The organism is Enterobacter sp. 04-C-12-SI-ECC, from assembly GCF_047530715.1.
Taxonomy (GTDB): domain Bacteria; phylum Pseudomonadota; class Gammaproteobacteria; order Enterobacterales; family Enterobacteriaceae; genus Enterobacter; species Enterobacter bugandensis.
Genome location: NZ_JBLKDI010000014.1, coordinates 92,227 through 108,592 on the forward strand (window position 1 = coordinate 92,227; position 16,366 = coordinate 108,592).

General features: G+C 53.6%; 14 protein-coding genes. 1 reads left to right on the forward strand and 13 read right to left on the reverse strand.

The genetic code is table 11. The annotated features are described in order from the left end of the window. Positions 1-70 precede the first annotated feature (70 nt). Positions 71-736, forward strand: coding sequence for a 6-phosphogluconate phosphatase (gene yieH / locus ACMWL8_RS17280; protein WP_045260854.1), 666 nt, complete (start codon positions 71-73; stop codon positions 734-736). A 44-nt stretch (positions 737-780) separates the two neighbouring features. Here yieH and phoU read toward each other — a convergent pair whose 3' ends face one another. The 13 genes from phoU to atpD form a co-directional block, all read right to left on the reverse strand. Then, positions 781-1,506 (reverse strand): phosphate signaling complex protein PhoU, encoded by a 726-nt coding sequence (gene phoU / locus ACMWL8_RS17285; protein ID WP_003861153.1) that lies wholly within the window; start codon positions 1,504-1,506, stop codon positions 781-783. Positions 1,507-1,532: 26 nt separating this feature from the next. Then, positions 1,533-2,306 carry a phosphate ABC transporter ATP-binding protein PstB gene (pstB, locus tag ACMWL8_RS17290; RefSeq protein WP_010426574.1) on the reverse strand — a complete coding sequence of 258 codons (774 nt, stop codon included), beginning with the start codon at positions 2,304-2,306 and terminating at the stop codon, positions 1,533-1,535. A gap of 47 nt (positions 2,307-2,353) precedes the next feature. After that, positions 2,354-3,244: a phosphate ABC transporter permease PstA gene (pstA, locus tag ACMWL8_RS17295; RefSeq protein WP_014881893.1), complete on the reverse strand. Its 891-nt coding sequence runs from the start codon at positions 3,242-3,244 to the stop codon at positions 2,354-2,356. After that, positions 3,244-4,203, reverse strand: a complete 960-nt coding sequence (gene pstC / locus ACMWL8_RS17300; protein WP_028014924.1) for a phosphate ABC transporter permease PstC — start codon at positions 4,201-4,203, stop codon at positions 3,244-3,246. The genes pstA and pstC overlap by 1 nt, the downstream gene beginning before the upstream one ends. A gap of 81 nt (positions 4,204-4,284) precedes the next feature. Next, complete coding sequence (pstS, locus tag ACMWL8_RS17305; RefSeq protein ID WP_028014923.1) at positions 4,285-5,325, reverse strand: phosphate ABC transporter substrate-binding protein PstS; 1,041 nt, start codon at positions 5,323-5,325, stop codon at positions 4,285-4,287. 245 nt (positions 5,326-5,570) lie between these two features. Continuing rightward, positions 5,571-6,644, reverse strand: a complete 1,074-nt coding sequence (gene stgD / locus ACMWL8_RS17310) for a fimbrial protein StgD (RefSeq protein ID WP_052683012.1) — start codon at positions 6,642-6,644, stop codon at positions 5,571-5,573. Between the two features lie 9 nt (positions 6,645-6,653). After that, a complete protein-coding gene (locus ACMWL8_RS17315; RefSeq protein ID WP_045261182.1) occupies positions 6,654-9,176 on the reverse strand; it encodes a fimbria/pilus outer membrane usher protein in 2,523 nt (840 codons plus the stop codon). A 17-nt stretch (positions 9,177-9,193) separates the two neighbouring features. Next, entirely contained in the window at positions 9,194-9,880 is a 687-nt protein-coding gene (locus tag ACMWL8_RS17320; RefSeq protein ID WP_045261180.1) for a fimbrial chaperone, read from the reverse strand. Positions 9,881-9,949: 69 nt separating this feature from the next. Then, complete coding sequence (locus ACMWL8_RS17325; protein ID WP_045261179.1) at positions 9,950-10,531, reverse strand: chaperone-usher fimbrial major subunit; 582 nt, start codon at positions 10,529-10,531, stop codon at positions 9,950-9,952. A gap of 443 nt (positions 10,532-10,974) precedes the next feature. Continuing rightward, positions 10,975-12,804, reverse strand: coding sequence for a glutamine--fructose-6-phosphate transaminase (isomerizing) (gene glmS / locus ACMWL8_RS17330; protein ID WP_028014918.1), 1,830 nt, complete (start codon positions 12,802-12,804; stop codon positions 10,975-10,977). A 224-nt stretch (positions 12,805-13,028) separates the two neighbouring features. Next, positions 13,029-14,399, reverse strand: a complete 1,371-nt coding sequence (gene glmU, locus ACMWL8_RS17335; protein ID WP_045261178.1) for a bifunctional UDP-N-acetylglucosamine diphosphorylase/glucosamine-1-phosphate N-acetyltransferase GlmU — start codon at positions 14,397-14,399, stop codon at positions 13,029-13,031. A 138-nt stretch (positions 14,400-14,537) separates the two neighbouring features. Further along, positions 14,538-14,957, reverse strand: coding sequence for a F0F1 ATP synthase subunit epsilon (locus ACMWL8_RS17340; protein WP_003862360.1), 420 nt, complete (start codon positions 14,955-14,957; stop codon positions 14,538-14,540). A 20-nt stretch (positions 14,958-14,977) separates the two neighbouring features. Beyond that, entirely contained in the window at positions 14,978-16,360 is a 1,383-nt protein-coding gene (gene atpD, locus ACMWL8_RS17345; RefSeq protein ID WP_003862362.1) for a F0F1 ATP synthase subunit beta, read from the reverse strand. Positions 16,361-16,366 lie beyond the last annotated feature (6 nt).

Below are 16,366 nucleotides of genomic sequence, written 5' to 3' on the forward strand. Positions count from 1 at the left end.
CTTATACGGCAACGATTGCGTCTCGTAAATCTGTCGTACGTAAACGTTAAACTTGTTAAAAGGGAAGGGCATGTCCGGAATTGAAGCGGTATTTTTCGACTGTGACGGTACGCTGGTCGACAGTGAGGTCATTTGTTCCCGCGCGTATGTCGCCATGTTCCAGGAATTTGGCATTACGCTCGATCTCGAAGAGGTGTTCAAACGCTTTAAGGGCGTGAAGCTGTACGAGATCATCGACATCATTAACAATGAACACGGTGTCAATCTGGCAAAAGCGGATCTGGAGCCTGTGTACCGCGCCGAGGTCGCACGCCTCTTCGACTCAGAACTGGACGTTATTGCCGGGGCTAACGCGCTGCTGGATGCGATGACGGTGCCAATCTGCGTAGTTTCCAACGGTCCGGTCAGCAAAATGCAGCATTCACTGGGCAAGCTTGAAATGCTGCACCACTTTCCGGAAAAACTGTTCAGCGGCTACGATATACAGCGCTGGAAGCCCGATCCGGCCCTGATGTTCCACGCGGCGAAAGCGATGAACGTCAACGTGGAGAACTGCATTCTGGTGGATGACTCGCCTGCGGGCGCCCAGTCGGGGATTGATGCGGGGATGGAGGTGTTTTACTTCTGTGCCGATCCGCACAACAAGCCGATCGATCATCCAAAAGTGACGACCTTTACCGATCTGGCGCAATTGCCAGAGTTGTGGAAGGCACGCGGGTGGGATATTACGCGTTAAGCTAACGTAGGGCGGGTAAGCGCCAGCGCCACCCGCCACAAACATCACTCTTTCGGATCTTTACCCGCCAGCAGCTTGTCCAGCTCGTCGCCGCCCACGTGACGGAAGTCCTGACCCTTCACGAAGTAGAAAATATATTCGCAAATGTTCTGGCAGCGGTCGCCGATACGCTCGATAGAGCGCGCGCAGAACAGGGCCGTCAGCACGCTTGGGATCGTACGGGAATCTTCCATCATGTAGGTCATCAGCTGACGCACAATGCCTTCATACTCCTGGTCGACTTTCTTGTCTTCACGGTAGATACGCACCGCTTCGTCCAGATCCATACGCGCAAAGGCATCCAGCACGTCGTGCAGCATCTGCACAGTGTGGCGGCCCAGCGACTCCAGGCTCACCAGCAGCGGCTGATGCTGCTGGGAAAACTTCTCCAGCGCGGTGCGGCAGATTTTATCCGCCACGTCACCAATACGTTCCAGCTCGGCGATGGTTTTAATGATCGCCATTACCAGACGCAGGTCGCTCGCGGTCGGCTGACGCTTGGCGATAATACGCACGCAGGCTTCGTCGATCGCCACTTCCATCATGTTGACGTTATGGTCGCCTTCGATGACGCGCTTCGCCAGCTCGCTGTCCTGGTTATGCATTGCCGTAATCGCATCAGAAAGCTGCTGCTCGACCATGCCACCCATGGTCATCACCTGGGTGCGAATACTTTCCAGCTCTGCGTTGAACTGGCCTGAAATGTGTTTATTAAGATTGAGGTTGTCCATGGTTTCTCCACATGCACTAAGGCAAATCAACCGTAGCGGCCAGTAATATAATCTTCGGTTTGTTTCTTCGCGGGCCGGGTGAACAGCGCGTCCGTATCGCTGAACTCAATCAACTCGCCCAGGTACATAAACGCCGTGTGATCTGAGCAACGCGCAGCCTGCTGCATGTTGTGGGTCACGATAACCACGGTGTAATCCTGCTTCAGCTCGGTGATCAGCTCTTCAATACGACCGGTTGAAATCGGGTCCAGCGCTGAGCACGGCTCATCCAGCAGCAAGACTTCCGGGCGAATGGCGATACCGCGCGCAATGCACAGACGCTGCTGTTGACCACCGGAGAGAGAGTACCCGCTCTGATGAAGTTTATCTTTGGTTTCGTTCCATAATGCGGCCTTGGTCAATGCCCACTGCACGCGCTCGTCCATGTCCGCACGGGAGAGCTTCTCAAACAGGCGAACGCCAAACGCGATGTTGTCATAGATGGACATCGGGAACGGCGTCGGTTTCTGGAACACCATGCCCACTTTGGCACGCAGCAGGGCGATATCCTGGGCCTGGGTCAGAATGTTTTCGCCATCCAGGATAATTTCACCTTCAGCGCGCTGCTCCGGATAGAGCGAATACATTTTGTTAAAGGTACGCAGCAGCGTGGACTTGCCACAGCCAGACGGACCGATGAATGCCGTGACCTGGTTCTTCGCGATATCCAGGTTGATGTTCTTCAGGGCATGGAATTTGCCGTAGTAGAAGTTCAAATCACGAACCTGAATCTTACCCGGGGCAGTATCAACCATACTCATTGACTCATTTCCTCATTCGACGCCGCGAGCTGCCGCGCCGTAAAAAATTAACCGTGTTTCTTCTTCGCGAAAATGACGCGCGCCAGAATGTTCAGCAACAGTACGCAAAGGGTGATGATCAGCACCCCGGCCCAGGCCAGCTGCTGCCATTCCGCGAATGGGCTCATCGCAAATTTAAAGATCGTCACCGGCAGGTTGGCGATCGGCTGCATCATGTCCGTGCTCCAGAACTGGTTGGAGAGGGCAGTAAACAGCAGCGGTGCCGTTTCACCGGCAATACGGGCGATAGCCAGCAGGATACCGGTCATGATCCCGGAGACCGACGCTTTGAGGGTGATCGCAGAAATCATTTTCCATTTCGGCGTACCCAGCGCGTAAGCGGCTTCACGCAGGCTATCCGGCACCAGTTTCAGCATGTTTTCGGTGGTACGAATGACGATAGGCACCTGCAGCAGCGCCAGCGCAATCACACCCGCCCAGCCGGAGAAGTGTTCCATTTGCGCAACTACGATGGTGTAAACAAACAGGCCCACGACAATCGACGGAGCGGAAAGCAGGATGTCGTTAATGAAGCGAATCACCTCTGCCAGCCAGGATTTACGCCCGTACTCGGCCAGGTAGATGCCGGCCATGATGCCCAGCGGCGTACCGAAAACGGTCGCCCACAGGATCAGCAGGCCGCTGCCCGCCAGGGCGTTCGCCAGACCACCACCCGCCGTATTTGGCGGCGGCGTCATCTCGGTGAACAGCGCCAGAGACATTCCATCAATACCACGGGTGATGGTGGACATCAGGATCCAGATCAGCCAGAACAGGCCGAATGCCATCGTTGCCATGGAAAGCGTCAGCGCAATGCGGTTTTTAAAACGACGCTTCGCCTGCATTTTGCGGCGGGATTCGGCAAGCTGAGCGGTGCTTTGCATTTCGAGAGTTGCCATCAGCGTGCCCCCTCATTTTTCGCGAGACGCAGGATCATCAGCTTGGAAATCGCCAGAACAATGAAGGTGATAACGAACAGAATCAGACCTAGTTCCATCAGCGCTGCGACGTGAAGCCCGGATTCCGCTTCGGCAAATTCGTTTGCCAGCGCGGAGGTAATACTGTTACCCGGCATATAAAGTGAAGCGCTGTCGAGCTGGTAGGTGTTACCGATGATAAAGGTGACCGCCATAGTTTCACCCAGCGCACGACCTAAGCCCAGCATTACGCCGCCGATCACCCCATTTTTGGTGAACGGAAGGACAATGCGCCAGATAACTTCCCAGGTGGTACAGCCGATGCCGTAGGCCGACTCTTTCATCATCACCGGGGTTTGTTCGAAGACATCGCGCATTACCGCCGCAATGTACGGAATAATCATGATGGCGAGGATCACACCTGCCGCCAGAATACCGATACCGAATGCCGGGCCAGAGAACAGGGCTCCCACAAACGGAACGGCGGAGAGAACATTACCTACCGGCTCCTGGAAGTACGTGGCAAACAGCGGCGCAAAGATAAACAGGCCCCACATTCCGTATACGATACTTGGGATGGCCGCCAGCAGTTCGATGGCAATACCCAGCGGGCGACGCAGCCAGCCCGGCGCCAGTTCCGTCAGGAACAGCGCAATACCGAAGCTTACCGGAACCGCAATCAGCAGGGCGATGAACGAGGTCACCAGCGTACCGTAAATCGGCACCAGCGCACCGTAGATATCGTTCGGCGCGTCCCACTCTTTGGTCCACAGGAAGGAGAAACCGAATTTCTGAATGCTCGGCCAGGAGGAGAAAATCAGAGACACGATAATGCCGCCCAGCAGCAATAGCACAATCAGCGCAGCCAGTTTGACCAGCGCGCCGAAAATCATGTCACCTTTTTTACCCGGAGGGTTAAATGCAGGCTTGGTTGCAGCCATAAATCACTCTTCTGTTAAACGCGTTTACGAAATCGGCGGGTAAGCGCAAGCGCCACCCGCCATTTTCGTCATAATGCTAAATTAATACAATGCTTTACCGCTGCTGTCTTTCACGTTGGTTTTCCATGCAGCACGAATCTGCTCAACCACGCTGTCTGGCAGGCTGGCGTAATCCAGGTCGTTAGCCTGTTTGCCGCCGTTTTTGTATGCCCAGTCAAAGAACTTCAGCACTTCAGTACCTTGCTCTGGTTTCTTCTGATCTTTGTGAATCAGAATGAACGTTGTAGAAGTGATTGGCCACGCGTTGTCGCCTTTCTGGTTAGTCAGATCCTGTGCGAAGGATTTGCTCCAGTCAGCGCCTTTCGCTGCGTTAGCGAAGTTCTCTTCAGTTGGGCTAACCGGTTTGCCGTCAGCAGAAACCAGTTTGGTGTAAGCCAGGTTGTTCTGCTTAGCGTAAGCGTATTCTACGTAACCGATAGAGCCAGGCAGACGCTGTACGAAGGCAGCGATGCCGTCGTTACCTTTACCGCCCAGACCGGTTGGCCAGTTAACGGTAGAGCCGGAACCGACTTTCGATTTCCACTCTTCGTTCACTTTTGCCAGGTAGCTGGTGAACACGAAGGAGGTACCAGAGCCGTCAGCGCGGCGAACCACGGCGATGTTCTGCGAAGGCAGCTTAACGCCAGGGTTCAGCTTAGTGATGGCTTCGTCATCCCATTTTTTGATTTTGCCCAGGTAGATGTCGCCCAGGGTTTTGCCGTCCAGCACCAGCTCGCCTGATTTCAGGCCAGGGATGTTAACGGCCAGCACAACGCCGCCGATCACGGTCGGGAACTGGAACAGGCCTTCCTGATTCAGTTTTTCATCAGACAGCGGAGCGTCGGATGCGCCGAAATCAACGGTATTCGCGGTAATTTGTTTTACGCCACCGGAGGAGCCGATACCCTGATAGTTAACCTTGTTACCGGTTTCTTTCTGGTAGGTATCCGCCCATTTGGCATACACCGGCGCAGGGAAGGTTGCACCAGCGCCAGTCAGGCTTGCTGCTGCAAAAGCAGAGAAAGCGCTCAGAGATAAGGTCGCGGCGACAACAGTTGCGACAGTGGTACGCATAACTTTCATAATGTCTCCTGCAAGGATTTCGTAAATCATTGTTTAAGTGGCTACGATGAGCAAAATAGGACAAACAGGTGACAGATAAATGTACGAAATATGACAGTTTTATGACAATCAACGTGTTTGAGTTAAGGCAATGATTTTAATACAAATAAAATCATATCCCTGTCATGATAATGTCACACTGAGATGCGTTAAGCCTGGTTCAAAGATGTGAATATGACAACGGCTGTCATAAACAGCCGTTGTCATTAATTTTGAATTTCGAGGGTCAGGGTTGCCCAGGCTTCAAAGGCGCCGGGCTTCGGAATACTCCCCGTCGCGCTGGCCGGAGCGGCAGAGAAGGTGAGTGAGTTAACTTCGGCGCCCCCCTGGTTGGCTCCCATATCCATCTCCATGCTCCCCCCATTGACGTTGACGACGCGGTCCCATTTATCATAAATAACGATCCCTACGTCATCATTACCGTTCACTTTCATCATCGTGCCGTCAGCGTCAACGGGATCGGCATGGAAAGCGGATCGGACGATGTTCTCATCCAGCATGCCGGTACATTTCACCTGTATCATCTTGCGAATTTTGCGGCTACCGACCGCCTCGCCTTTGGTGGCGGAAAACGCGCTGGCGGGAATTTTTCCAAAATCAATTTCCAGCGACTGACCCGGCGCAATCTCGCAGTTTTGCGGTACCACGATGTCACCGGCAATTTTGATTTCAGCGAGCTTCTCGGTGCTTGCCACAGAGGACGCTTCATCGATACCGCCATAGAGCGTGGCAATCGTCGTACCCGGAACGGTAACTTTTCCAATAAAGGGCTTGTCGATTAAAAACGATAATTTTACCTGAGAGCCGGTATCAAGCGTTGCCTCTGAGCCTTCTTCACCGGAGGCATAGCAGTAAATACCGGATGTCACCCGGTTGGGCTCGGCCTCAAAGGGAACGGGGAGATAGTCACGTCCCAGCACGTGAATGGAGGACGCAATGCTGAGCTGGTCGTTCAACCTGTAGTAGGTATACCCGTTTTTTACGGTATCAACGCTTAAGGGCGAACGCGCGGTGAAGTAGACGCTACGAAACGAGGTGGTGAAATGGCTCAGGCAGTTACATCCCAGTTTATACTGGGAAGGCGATTGCAGGGTCGTTAGATCGCGCACCTCGGTTCCCGCCTGGTTTTTATCTGCCGGTATTTCTGCCCCGTTAAGATTCAGATTGAAAATATAGGTGCCGCCGATGGCGAAACACACCCCGCCTTCTGTCGTCGCAGCGTGGGAAAAAGGGGTAAAAAGCAGCATGGCAACTGCTATAAAAGTGATACGTCGTTTCATCTCATTTCCCTATTGGCACACGACCGCTGTTTGAACCAGTTCAACACCCGTTGGTTTGGGGAACTGATAATGGACCTTGCAAGGTTTTGTCTTTTCACTCCCCCACTTCAGCGTGAACGTTCCCTCTTCCGGCATGCCCGAAAGATAGAGTTCGCCATTCTCGCCGGTAATGCCCGACACGCTGCCCGTCGCCAGTTCGGCAGACGCCACTGCGCCAAAGGGAACCGGTTTGCCGTTGGCCTGTGTGACCTCAAAGAGCACGCGATAGCCAACGTGGGTGATAAATTCCGCCCGCACCACCGCACCTCGCGTGGGGATGACGTTAAGCACGCTGTTCTCCAGCTCGACGTTTGCTTTTTCAAAATAGCCGCTCTCAATTTCCACACGGTTTTCATCGTAAGCGTTAAGCTGTGTTTGAACGGTGTAGCCTCGCCAGTCGGTTGCCGTACCAGTGCCGTTTTCCATTGCCAGACCGGCTGCACCGGGTGCTTTAATCAGCGCCACGGTTTCGCCCATCTCCTGCGAGAACGTCACTCCATCGCCATGCAGCAGGATCCCGCCGCGCGCGCCGTAGTTGAGCCGCTGGCTGTCCTGGTTGTAGTCATAGCTGCCGTTAACCGAACCATAAGTTCCGTCATATCCCACCCCCGCGCTGCTGCTGTACACACTGTCATCCGCATCCCAGGACTGCTGGAGGTTCCAGGAGAGATTATGGTTATCAAGCGCCGTACCGTTCAGACCAAGCTGGTGCATTCCTTTTCCGCTGTTGTTCTGCGTGAGGCCGTAGCTCACATAGCTATCCGGCAGCAATGCTGACAGCGGCACGGAGAACGACAGCATAAAAACCTGTTCGCTTTCTCGATCGTCGCTATCTGAATACTCCGCGCTCTGCGCCGTGGTGATGGAATCGCTGTAGTTCCAGGAGAGGTTCCAGGAAATCGACCGCCAGACATTGCTGTAGCCAAGCTGAACCAGTCGTTCAACTTCGTCGGTTTTCCAGTACTGCTGGCGGCTCAGCGTGAGATAAATGTTCCCCATGCCATCGCCGAAATTCTGCGTCCAGGTCCCTTCAAGCCGGCTGCGTCGGTTGCCCGTTACCCAGAAATCGCGCTGACTGTTCTGGCGTGACGCCCATTCATTGAGGGTGTAGTAGCCCTGTGTTGAGTAGCGATATCCCACCAGCCTCAGCGTGGTATCCGTCTCATCAAACCGTTTCGAATAGAGAAAACGCCAGGACTGGCCGGACTCCTCTGAGTCCTCGTCCGTAAACTGCGCGCGTGCCTGGGTGATATCGACGGAAAACGCGCCAACTGCCCCCATATCTTTGCCGACCCCCACCGCTGCCGAGCGATACGCTTCCGCGGCCTGCACGCCACCGTATACCGTAATCCCGGCAGGAAAGCCGTGCAGAACCTGCGCCTGAAAAACGTTGGGCTGGAATTCACTTTGATCGCGCAGTTCACCCGCGCTGATATCAACGTCGGTCTGATCTTCACGCTTGAGGATGGCCAGCGAGGCGTAGGGCTGCGTGAAGTGTTGCTCACTGCCGTCTTCTTCTTTTATGGTCACGTCCAGGTCGCCGCCGGAGCTGGTGGTGTTTAAATCTTTAAGCGCAAATGGCCCCTGCGGCACGGCAGATTGATAAATGACGTAGCCGTTCTGCCGAATAATCACCGTCGCATTGCTTTTCGCTACGCCCCGGACGACCGGCGCAAAGCCCGTCAGGCTGGAAGGAAGCATTTCATCATCGGTATACAGGCGCACGCCGCGCACCTGGGTACTGTCAAAGACATCGCTTGCGGTCCAGGTATCACCCAGCATGATCTGGCTGCGTAACGTCGCGAGGTTTCGCTGCACATAGGTGCTGATGGAATGGTAATCCGAATGACCGTCGATGATGTTTAGCGTGCTGTAATTGCGTAAACGCCACGCGCCAATGTTCGCCCCGTTTCGCAGGTTCAGGTAGTAGAAATCGCTGTTGTCGTCATCATCAGACTGCAATGTGCTGGAGCCGGAAAAGTCATAGTTCATCATTAGCGCATTAATACCTTCATCCCAGCGGGCAGGATTGATGGTGCCGCGGGCGGTGGTATCAATGTAAATCTGCGGCAGCGTGACGTTGAGCAGCAGCTTATCGGTATCGAACGTCCATGTGGCGCCAGGGATCAGCGGTGTAGGGTCCACACAGGCGTTTTCGTCCAGGCGGTCCAGCGAACCGATCGCGGCCACCTTAGCCCCGAGCTCCGCAAGCACCGTCCTGACGTGCTTAAAACAGGGATGCAGCCTATCGCCAGCCTTATCTTCAATAAAGGTGACCTCCCGGCTACCGATAAACTCATCGTTAACATGAATATCAACCTTATAAGAGCCCGCAGGTAACGTATTGGCGCGGTTAAACTGGTGGATATCAACATCCACCGGATGGTCAATTTCAAGAAGCGCAGGGTTAAAGATATCTTTTGCCAGCGTCACGCCTGAAAAGCCGAGAGATACCCCCGAGGCCAGCGCAATGAAAAAACGAAAACACCCCATATCAAACATCCCTATGTTTACAGCGTGACGTGAATTTCCTGACTGATTGCCCCAAAATCGTTAACGAAGCGCCAAACCAGCGCGTGGCCGTTAATCCCATCCGGAAGCGGCAAACGCACGGTGTCAAAAGGGGGAATAATATTTAACGTAACGTCTTTACCATCGACGGTAACATTCATAACGTTAATATGTAGCGGGCTCGGATTTTCAATCACGAGCTGCCGGTTTTGAACACGCCATTTAACCTTCGCCGCAGCCCGTTCAGGCGTGATATTCAGGGTCGCCGGACGCCAAAAAAGTTTTATCCGCGTCTTAATCGCAATTTCGAGCGAATTGGGGTTTGAACTGGACGGCGGAATATTTTTGATGTTGAGCCAGAACAGCGATTCCCGATCGTGAGGCAGTTCGCCCTTCACTTTCATGATGCGCAATACTTTCTCCTGCCCGGCCTCCAGCCTTGAAACCGGCGGAATAACGGTAAAAGGAGGTTTATTCGACGCTGTATCGCCTTTAAAAGGATCGACCCACGTCTGTATGAGATAAGGCGTGGTCGCTTCGTTGTTTTTTATGCTAATTGTCGCATCGGATTTATCGCTACTATAAACAACGCGGGTTCCGCCAATAATGACGCCAGCCGTCGACAAGGGTGTTAAAAATGAAAAAGAAAGCATGATGAACAGAGTCAACAAACGCCGTAAATACATCAGTTATCCTCACATCCTGTGGAGGAGCCTGCAAAAGGATAAAACAGGCTCCTGGCGAACAGCTGAAGATTATTTCAGGTATTCAATGGTGAACTGGGAATCCGCGTTCGCTGTACCCGGCGTAACCGTAGCCAGCGTCTGTACAAACTTCGCTTTGAAGCCCATGTCAGCTTTACCGTCGGTGATAGCAACATAATTTGAATTGTTGTACAGCGGGATCGCCGTATCATCGTTCAGGTTGAAGAGCTTGATTGCAACGCCGGTAGCGGTAACGGCTTCACCTTCGCCGGTGTAAATACCGTCAGTACCCGCTTCACCGTTAACAGGCGTGCCAATAGACAAATACCCTTTGCCGATGGTGTCTTTATCTTCTGTTCCGTCAAAACGAACCGCCGCCTGAGTATAGGTTGCAGGGCATTTATCCAGTTTAATATGGAAATCTTTTACTGAGGCCGTTGAGTCAATGCCGGAAAACGTCGTTTTGGCAACGCGACCGATATTCACCGTCTGATCGGCGGTATCAGGCGTCACTTCACACGTTGAATCAATAACCTCTCCGCGGAAATGAACCGTACCATCCGCAGCGAATGATTGTCCTGCCATTAACGCCGATGCGAGTGCAATCGCCACCGTAATTCCATTATTTTTCATGATAACTCCATTAATTAAATCACTATTGCGTTTATCATAAAGACAACGCCATCCCAAATGCGATGAAATAATATTCTTCGGGAAGAATGATCTTCAAGGGGGGGATTTAAATTAATGGAATAATGACGAACCATAGCTGGAATAATAATAGAGAAAAACAAATATAATATTATTTTTGCTTTATCATTAATATTCCTTTTCAGTATACACATAAAAATGACACATCTTTTATAAACAAACCATTTTTAGGATTCCGTTAATAAAAACTGATCGTTTAGTGATCAAAATAGAGAATACTAATGCTTAGACGTAATTTCGGTCATTATTCACACAATAAAGTAACGAAATACGTCAGAATAAGAGAATTAATAGCAACGCGAAAGATGATGAGAAAAAAGTAAGGAAAAAATGGCTACACGTCGTGTAGCCATTAACAGAAGGGATTATTCTACGGTGACCGATTTCGCCAGGTTACGCGGCTGGTCAACGTCGGTGCCTTTGATAAGCGCCACGTGGTAAGCCAGCAGCTGCAGCGGAACGGTGTAGAAGATCGGTGCAATCACCTCTTCCACATGCGGCATCTCGATGATGTGCATGTTGTCGCTGCTGGCGAAACCGGCATCTTTATCAGCGAAGACGTACAGCACGCCGCCGCGGGCGCGGACTTCTTCGATGTTGGACTTCAGTTTTTCCAGCAGTTCGTTGTTCGGTGCGACAACAATGACCGGCATATCCGCGTCAATCAGCGCCAGCGGGCCATGCTTAAGCTCGCCTGCCGCGTAGGCTTCCGCGTGGATGTAGGAGATCTCTTTCAGCTTCAGTGCGCCTTCCAGCGCAATAGGGTACTGATCGCCACGGCCCAGGAACAGGGCGTGATGTTTGTCAGAGAAATCTTCCGCCAGCGCCTCAATGCGTTTGTCCTGAGACAGCATCTGCTCGATACGGCTCGGCAGCGCCTGGAGACCGTGAACGATGTCGTGCTCAACGGAAGCATCTTCGCCTTTCAGACGCGCCAGCTTCGCCACCAGCATCAGCAGAACGGTCAGCTGAGTGGTAAACGCTTTGGTGGAGGCCACGCCGATTTCGGTACCCGCTTTGGTCATCAGCGCCAGATCGGACTCACGCACCAGGGATGAGCCCGGGACGTTACAGATGGCCAGCGAGCCCAGATAACCCAATTCCTTAGACAGACGCAGCGCTGCCAGCGTATCCGCCGTTTCGCCGGACTGGGAAAGGGTGATCATCAGGCTGTTACGACGCACCGCAGACTTGCGATAGCGGAACTCAGACGCGATTTCCACGTCGCACGGCACGCCCGCCAGGGATTCAAACCAGTAGCGAGAGACCATACCGGAGTTATAAGAAGTACCGCAGGCTACGATCTGAATATGTTCAACCTTGCCGAGCAGTTCGTTGGCGTTTGCCCCCAGCTCGCTCAGATCCACCTCGCCGTGGCTGATGCGCCCGGTCAGGGTATTTTTGATGGCGTTTGGCTGCTCGTAGATCTCTTTCTGCATGTAGTGACGGTAAGCGCCTTTATCGCCCGCGTCGTACTGCAGGTTAGATTCGATCTCCTGACGCTTCACCTGCTCGCCTTTTGTATCGAAGACGGTCACGCTGCGGCGCGTCACTTCGGCGATATCGCCCTCTTCCAGGAAGATAAAGCGACGGGTGACCGGCAGGAGCGCCAGCTGATCGGAGGCGATAAAGTTTTCACCCATCCCCAGACCGATAACCATCGGGCTACCGGAACGCGCGGCCAGCAGGGTAGATGGATCGCGGGAGTCCATGATCACCGTACCATACGCACCGCGCAGCTGAGGGATAGCGCGCAGCACCGCATCACGCAGCGTACCGCCCTGTGCCAGCTCCCAGTGCACCAGATGAGCAATCACTTCGGTGTCGGTTTCAGAGACGAAGGTATAGCCGCGCGCTTTCAGTTCTTCGCGCAGCGGTTCGTGGTTTTCGATAATGCCGTTATGCACCACCACGATGTGTTCAGACACATGCGGGTGCGCGTTACCTTCAGACGGTTCGCCGTGCGTCGCCCAGCGGGTGTGCGCAATACCGGTACCCCCGTGCAGCGGGTGTTCTTCCGCAGCCTGGGCCAGCATCTGCACTTTACCGAGACGACGCAGACGGGTCATATGCCCTTCTGCATCCACGACAGCCAGACCGGCAGAGTCGTAACCACGGTATTCCAGACGACGTAAACCTTCGAGAAGGATTTCAGCAATATCACGCTGCGCAACTGCGCCAACAATTCCACACATATTTTAGATTCCGAATTTAGGCATTATGCCTGCGTTGTCGCTGACCTGTATTTACCCTTTCCGGGCGCCCCGAGCCTTGTAGAGAGTGGGGTTATTTTTATGGGTACTGCTTGTGGGGGGAGATATATCTTTATCTCCTCTCCCGGGTTTGCCTGATGACGGCTACGCCTTATCAGGCCTACTCAATCGTAGGGCGGGTAAGCGTAGCGCCACCCGCCTTGTTGTTACTTTTTCTTCACCGGGCGTTTCCAGCCCTGCTTGTGTACCTGCGGCACGCGGCTTAACACCAGCTCGTTATCCGCTACGTCGCGCGTGACGGTCGTGCCGGCGGCAATGGTCACGCCGTTACCCACGGTAACCGGTGCCACCAGCTGCGTGTCAGAGCCCACGAACACGTCATTGCCGATGATGGTTTTAAACTTATTGGCGCCGTCATAGTTACAAGTAATGGTTCCTGCACCAATATTCACGTTATCGCCAATCTCCGCGTCGCCCAGATAGGTCAAATGACCGGCTTTCGAGCCTTTACCCAGACGCGCTTTTTTCATTTCCACGAAGTTGCCTACGTGCGCGCCTTCCAGCAGCTCAGCGCCCGGGCGCAGACGCGCAAACGGGCCGATGGTACACGCTGCTTCAAGGTGAGCATCTTCCACCACGCTGTACGGGCTGATTTCGCAGTCGTCGCCGATAACGCTGTTTTTAATCACGCAGCCGGCGCCAATTTTGACACGGTTGCCCAGCGTGACGTTGCCTTCAAGAATAACGTTAGTATCGATCTCAACGTCGCGCCCGTGAGACACGGTGCCGCGCAAATCGAAACGCGCCGGATCGCGCAGCATGACGCCAGCAAGCAGCAGCTTCTCTGCCTGCTCGGACTGATAAATACGCTCAAGACGGGAAAGCTGCAGGCGGTTATTCACGCCGTCCGTTTCGCTGATGCGCGCCGGATGAACGGCGGCGATCTCACGCCCTTCGTGATACGCCATCGCAATGATGTCAGTGATGTAGTACTCACCCTGCGCGTTGTTGTTGTCGAGCTGAGAGAGCCAGCGCTTCATGTCCGCACCATTGGCAATCAGGATGCCGGTGTTGATCTCCTGAATCTTGCGCTGTTCATCACTGGCATCTTTATGTTCAACGATACCCGTTACGTTGCCGTTTTCACGCGTGATACGGCCATAGCCCGTTGGATCGTCCAGCACAACGGTCAATAAACCGATGCCGCCCTGCGGCTTGGCTGCACGCAGGCGAGTCAGCGTTTCAACGGAAATCAGCGGAACGTCGCCGTAAAGCATCAGAATATCTTCGTCATCGGCAAAGAACGACGCAGCCTGCTGCATCGCATGACCGGTACCCAGCTGTTCAGCCTGAAGCACCCAGTTGAGCGCGTCATCGCTCAGCGTCTTTTTAAGCAGATCGCCGCCGTGGCCGTAGACCAGGTGAACCTGACGGGCACCTAGTTCATTCGCTGCATCAATGACATGCTGCACCATTGGCTTTCCTGCCAGCGTGTGGAGCACTTTAGGCAGATCGGAATACATGCGGGTACCTTTGCCAGCGGCAAGGATCACCACGCTCATCGCACTGTTTGACATACGCATCCTGACGGTAGTTTGAGTGAGAAGTAAAAACGTTTGATGCCTAAAATTCTACATCTTTTTCATCATGAATTAAGGCCGAAAAAAAAAGCCAGCCTGGTATCCAGACTGGCTTTTGTGCTTTTCAAGCCGGTGTTACATCGCTTTTTTGGTCAACTCGATAACGCGCAGTTTCGCGATCGCTTTGGCCAGCTCCGCAGACGCCTGAGCGTAATCCACATCGCCATGAGAGCTGTTAATGTGCTCTTCAGCCTTACGCTTCGACTCCAGGGCTCGCGCTTCGTCGAGATCCTGGCCACGAATAGCGGTATCGGCCAGAACGGTCACACTGCCAGGCTGCACTTCAAGAATGCCGCCGGACAGATAGATAAACTCTTCGTGACCGAACTGTTTAACGATGCGGATCATACCAGGCTTAATGGCGGTGAGCAGCGGTGCGTGACCCGGGAAAATACCCAGTTCACCTTCACTGCCCGTTACCTGGATTTTCTCGACCAGACCAGAGAACATTTGTTGCTCTGCGCTGACGACGTCCAGGTGGTAAGTCATTGCCATATCACCCTCCGATTAAGGCGTTAAAGTTTTTTGGCTTTTTCCACGGCTTCTTCGATGGAACCAACCATGTAGAACGCCTGCTCTGGCAGGTGATCGTATTCGCCTTCCATGATGCCTTTAAAGCCACGGATGGTGTCTTTCAGGGAAACGTATTTACCCGGAGAACCGGTGAATACTTCCGCAACGAAGAACGGCTGGGACAGGAAGCGCTGGATCTTACGCGCACGTGCTACCACCAGTTTGTCTTCTTCAGACAGCTCATCCATACCGAGGATGGCGATGATGTCTTTCAGTTCCTGGTAACGCTGCAGCAGGGACTGTACGCCACGCGCGGTGTCGTAGTGTTCCTGACCAACAACCAGTGGATCCAGCTGACGGCTGGTGGAGTCCAGCGGGTCAACGGCCGGGTAGATACCCAGAGACGCGATCTGACGGCTCAGTACCACAGTTGCGTCTAAGTGCGCAAAGGTGGTTGCTGGAGATGGGTCAGTCAAGTCATCCGCAGGTACGTATACCGCCTGAACGGAGGTGATAGAACCGGTTTTGGTAGAGGTGATACGTTCCTGAAGAACACCCATCTCTTCCGCAAGCGTAGGCTGATAACCTACCGCTGAAGGCATACGACCCAGCAGTGCAGATACTTCGGTACCGGCCAGGGTGTAACGATAGATGTTATCAACGAACAGCAGAACGTCACGGCCTTCGTCACGGAATTTCTCAGCCATCGTCAGACCAGTCAGCGCAACGCGCAGACGGTTTCCTGGTGGCTCGTTCATCTGGCCGTAAACCAGGGATACTTTGTCCAGAACGTTTGAGTCGGTCATTTCGTGGTAGAAGTCGTTACCCTCACGAGTACGTTCACCTACGCCCGCAAACACGGAGTAACCGGAGTGCTCGATCGCGATGTTACGGATCAGCTCCATCATGTTTACGGTTTTACCTACACCCGCACCACCGAACAGACCAACTTTACCGCCCTTCGCAAACGGACACATCAGGTCGATAACTTTGATGCCGGTTTCCAGCAGTTCCTGAGAGCTGGACAGCTCTTCGTAGGAAGGTGCCGCGCGGTGGATAGCCCAACGCTCTTCTTCGCCGATGTCGCCTTTCATGTCGATTGGCTGACCCAATACGTTCATGATACGACCCAGCGTTGCTTTACCTACCGGGACTTCGATCGGGTGCTCAAGGTCTTTAACTTCCAGACCACGACGCAGACCGTCGGAAGAACCCATGGCGATGGTACGCACGATACCGCCGCCGAGCTGCTGCTGAACTTCCAGCACCAGGCTCTCGTTACCATTCTGTACCTCAAGCGCGTCGTACACGCGTGGTACGGCGTCCTGAGGGAACTCGACGTCCACCACGGCGCCGATTACCTGGACAATCTTTCCAGTAGCCATCTTGAA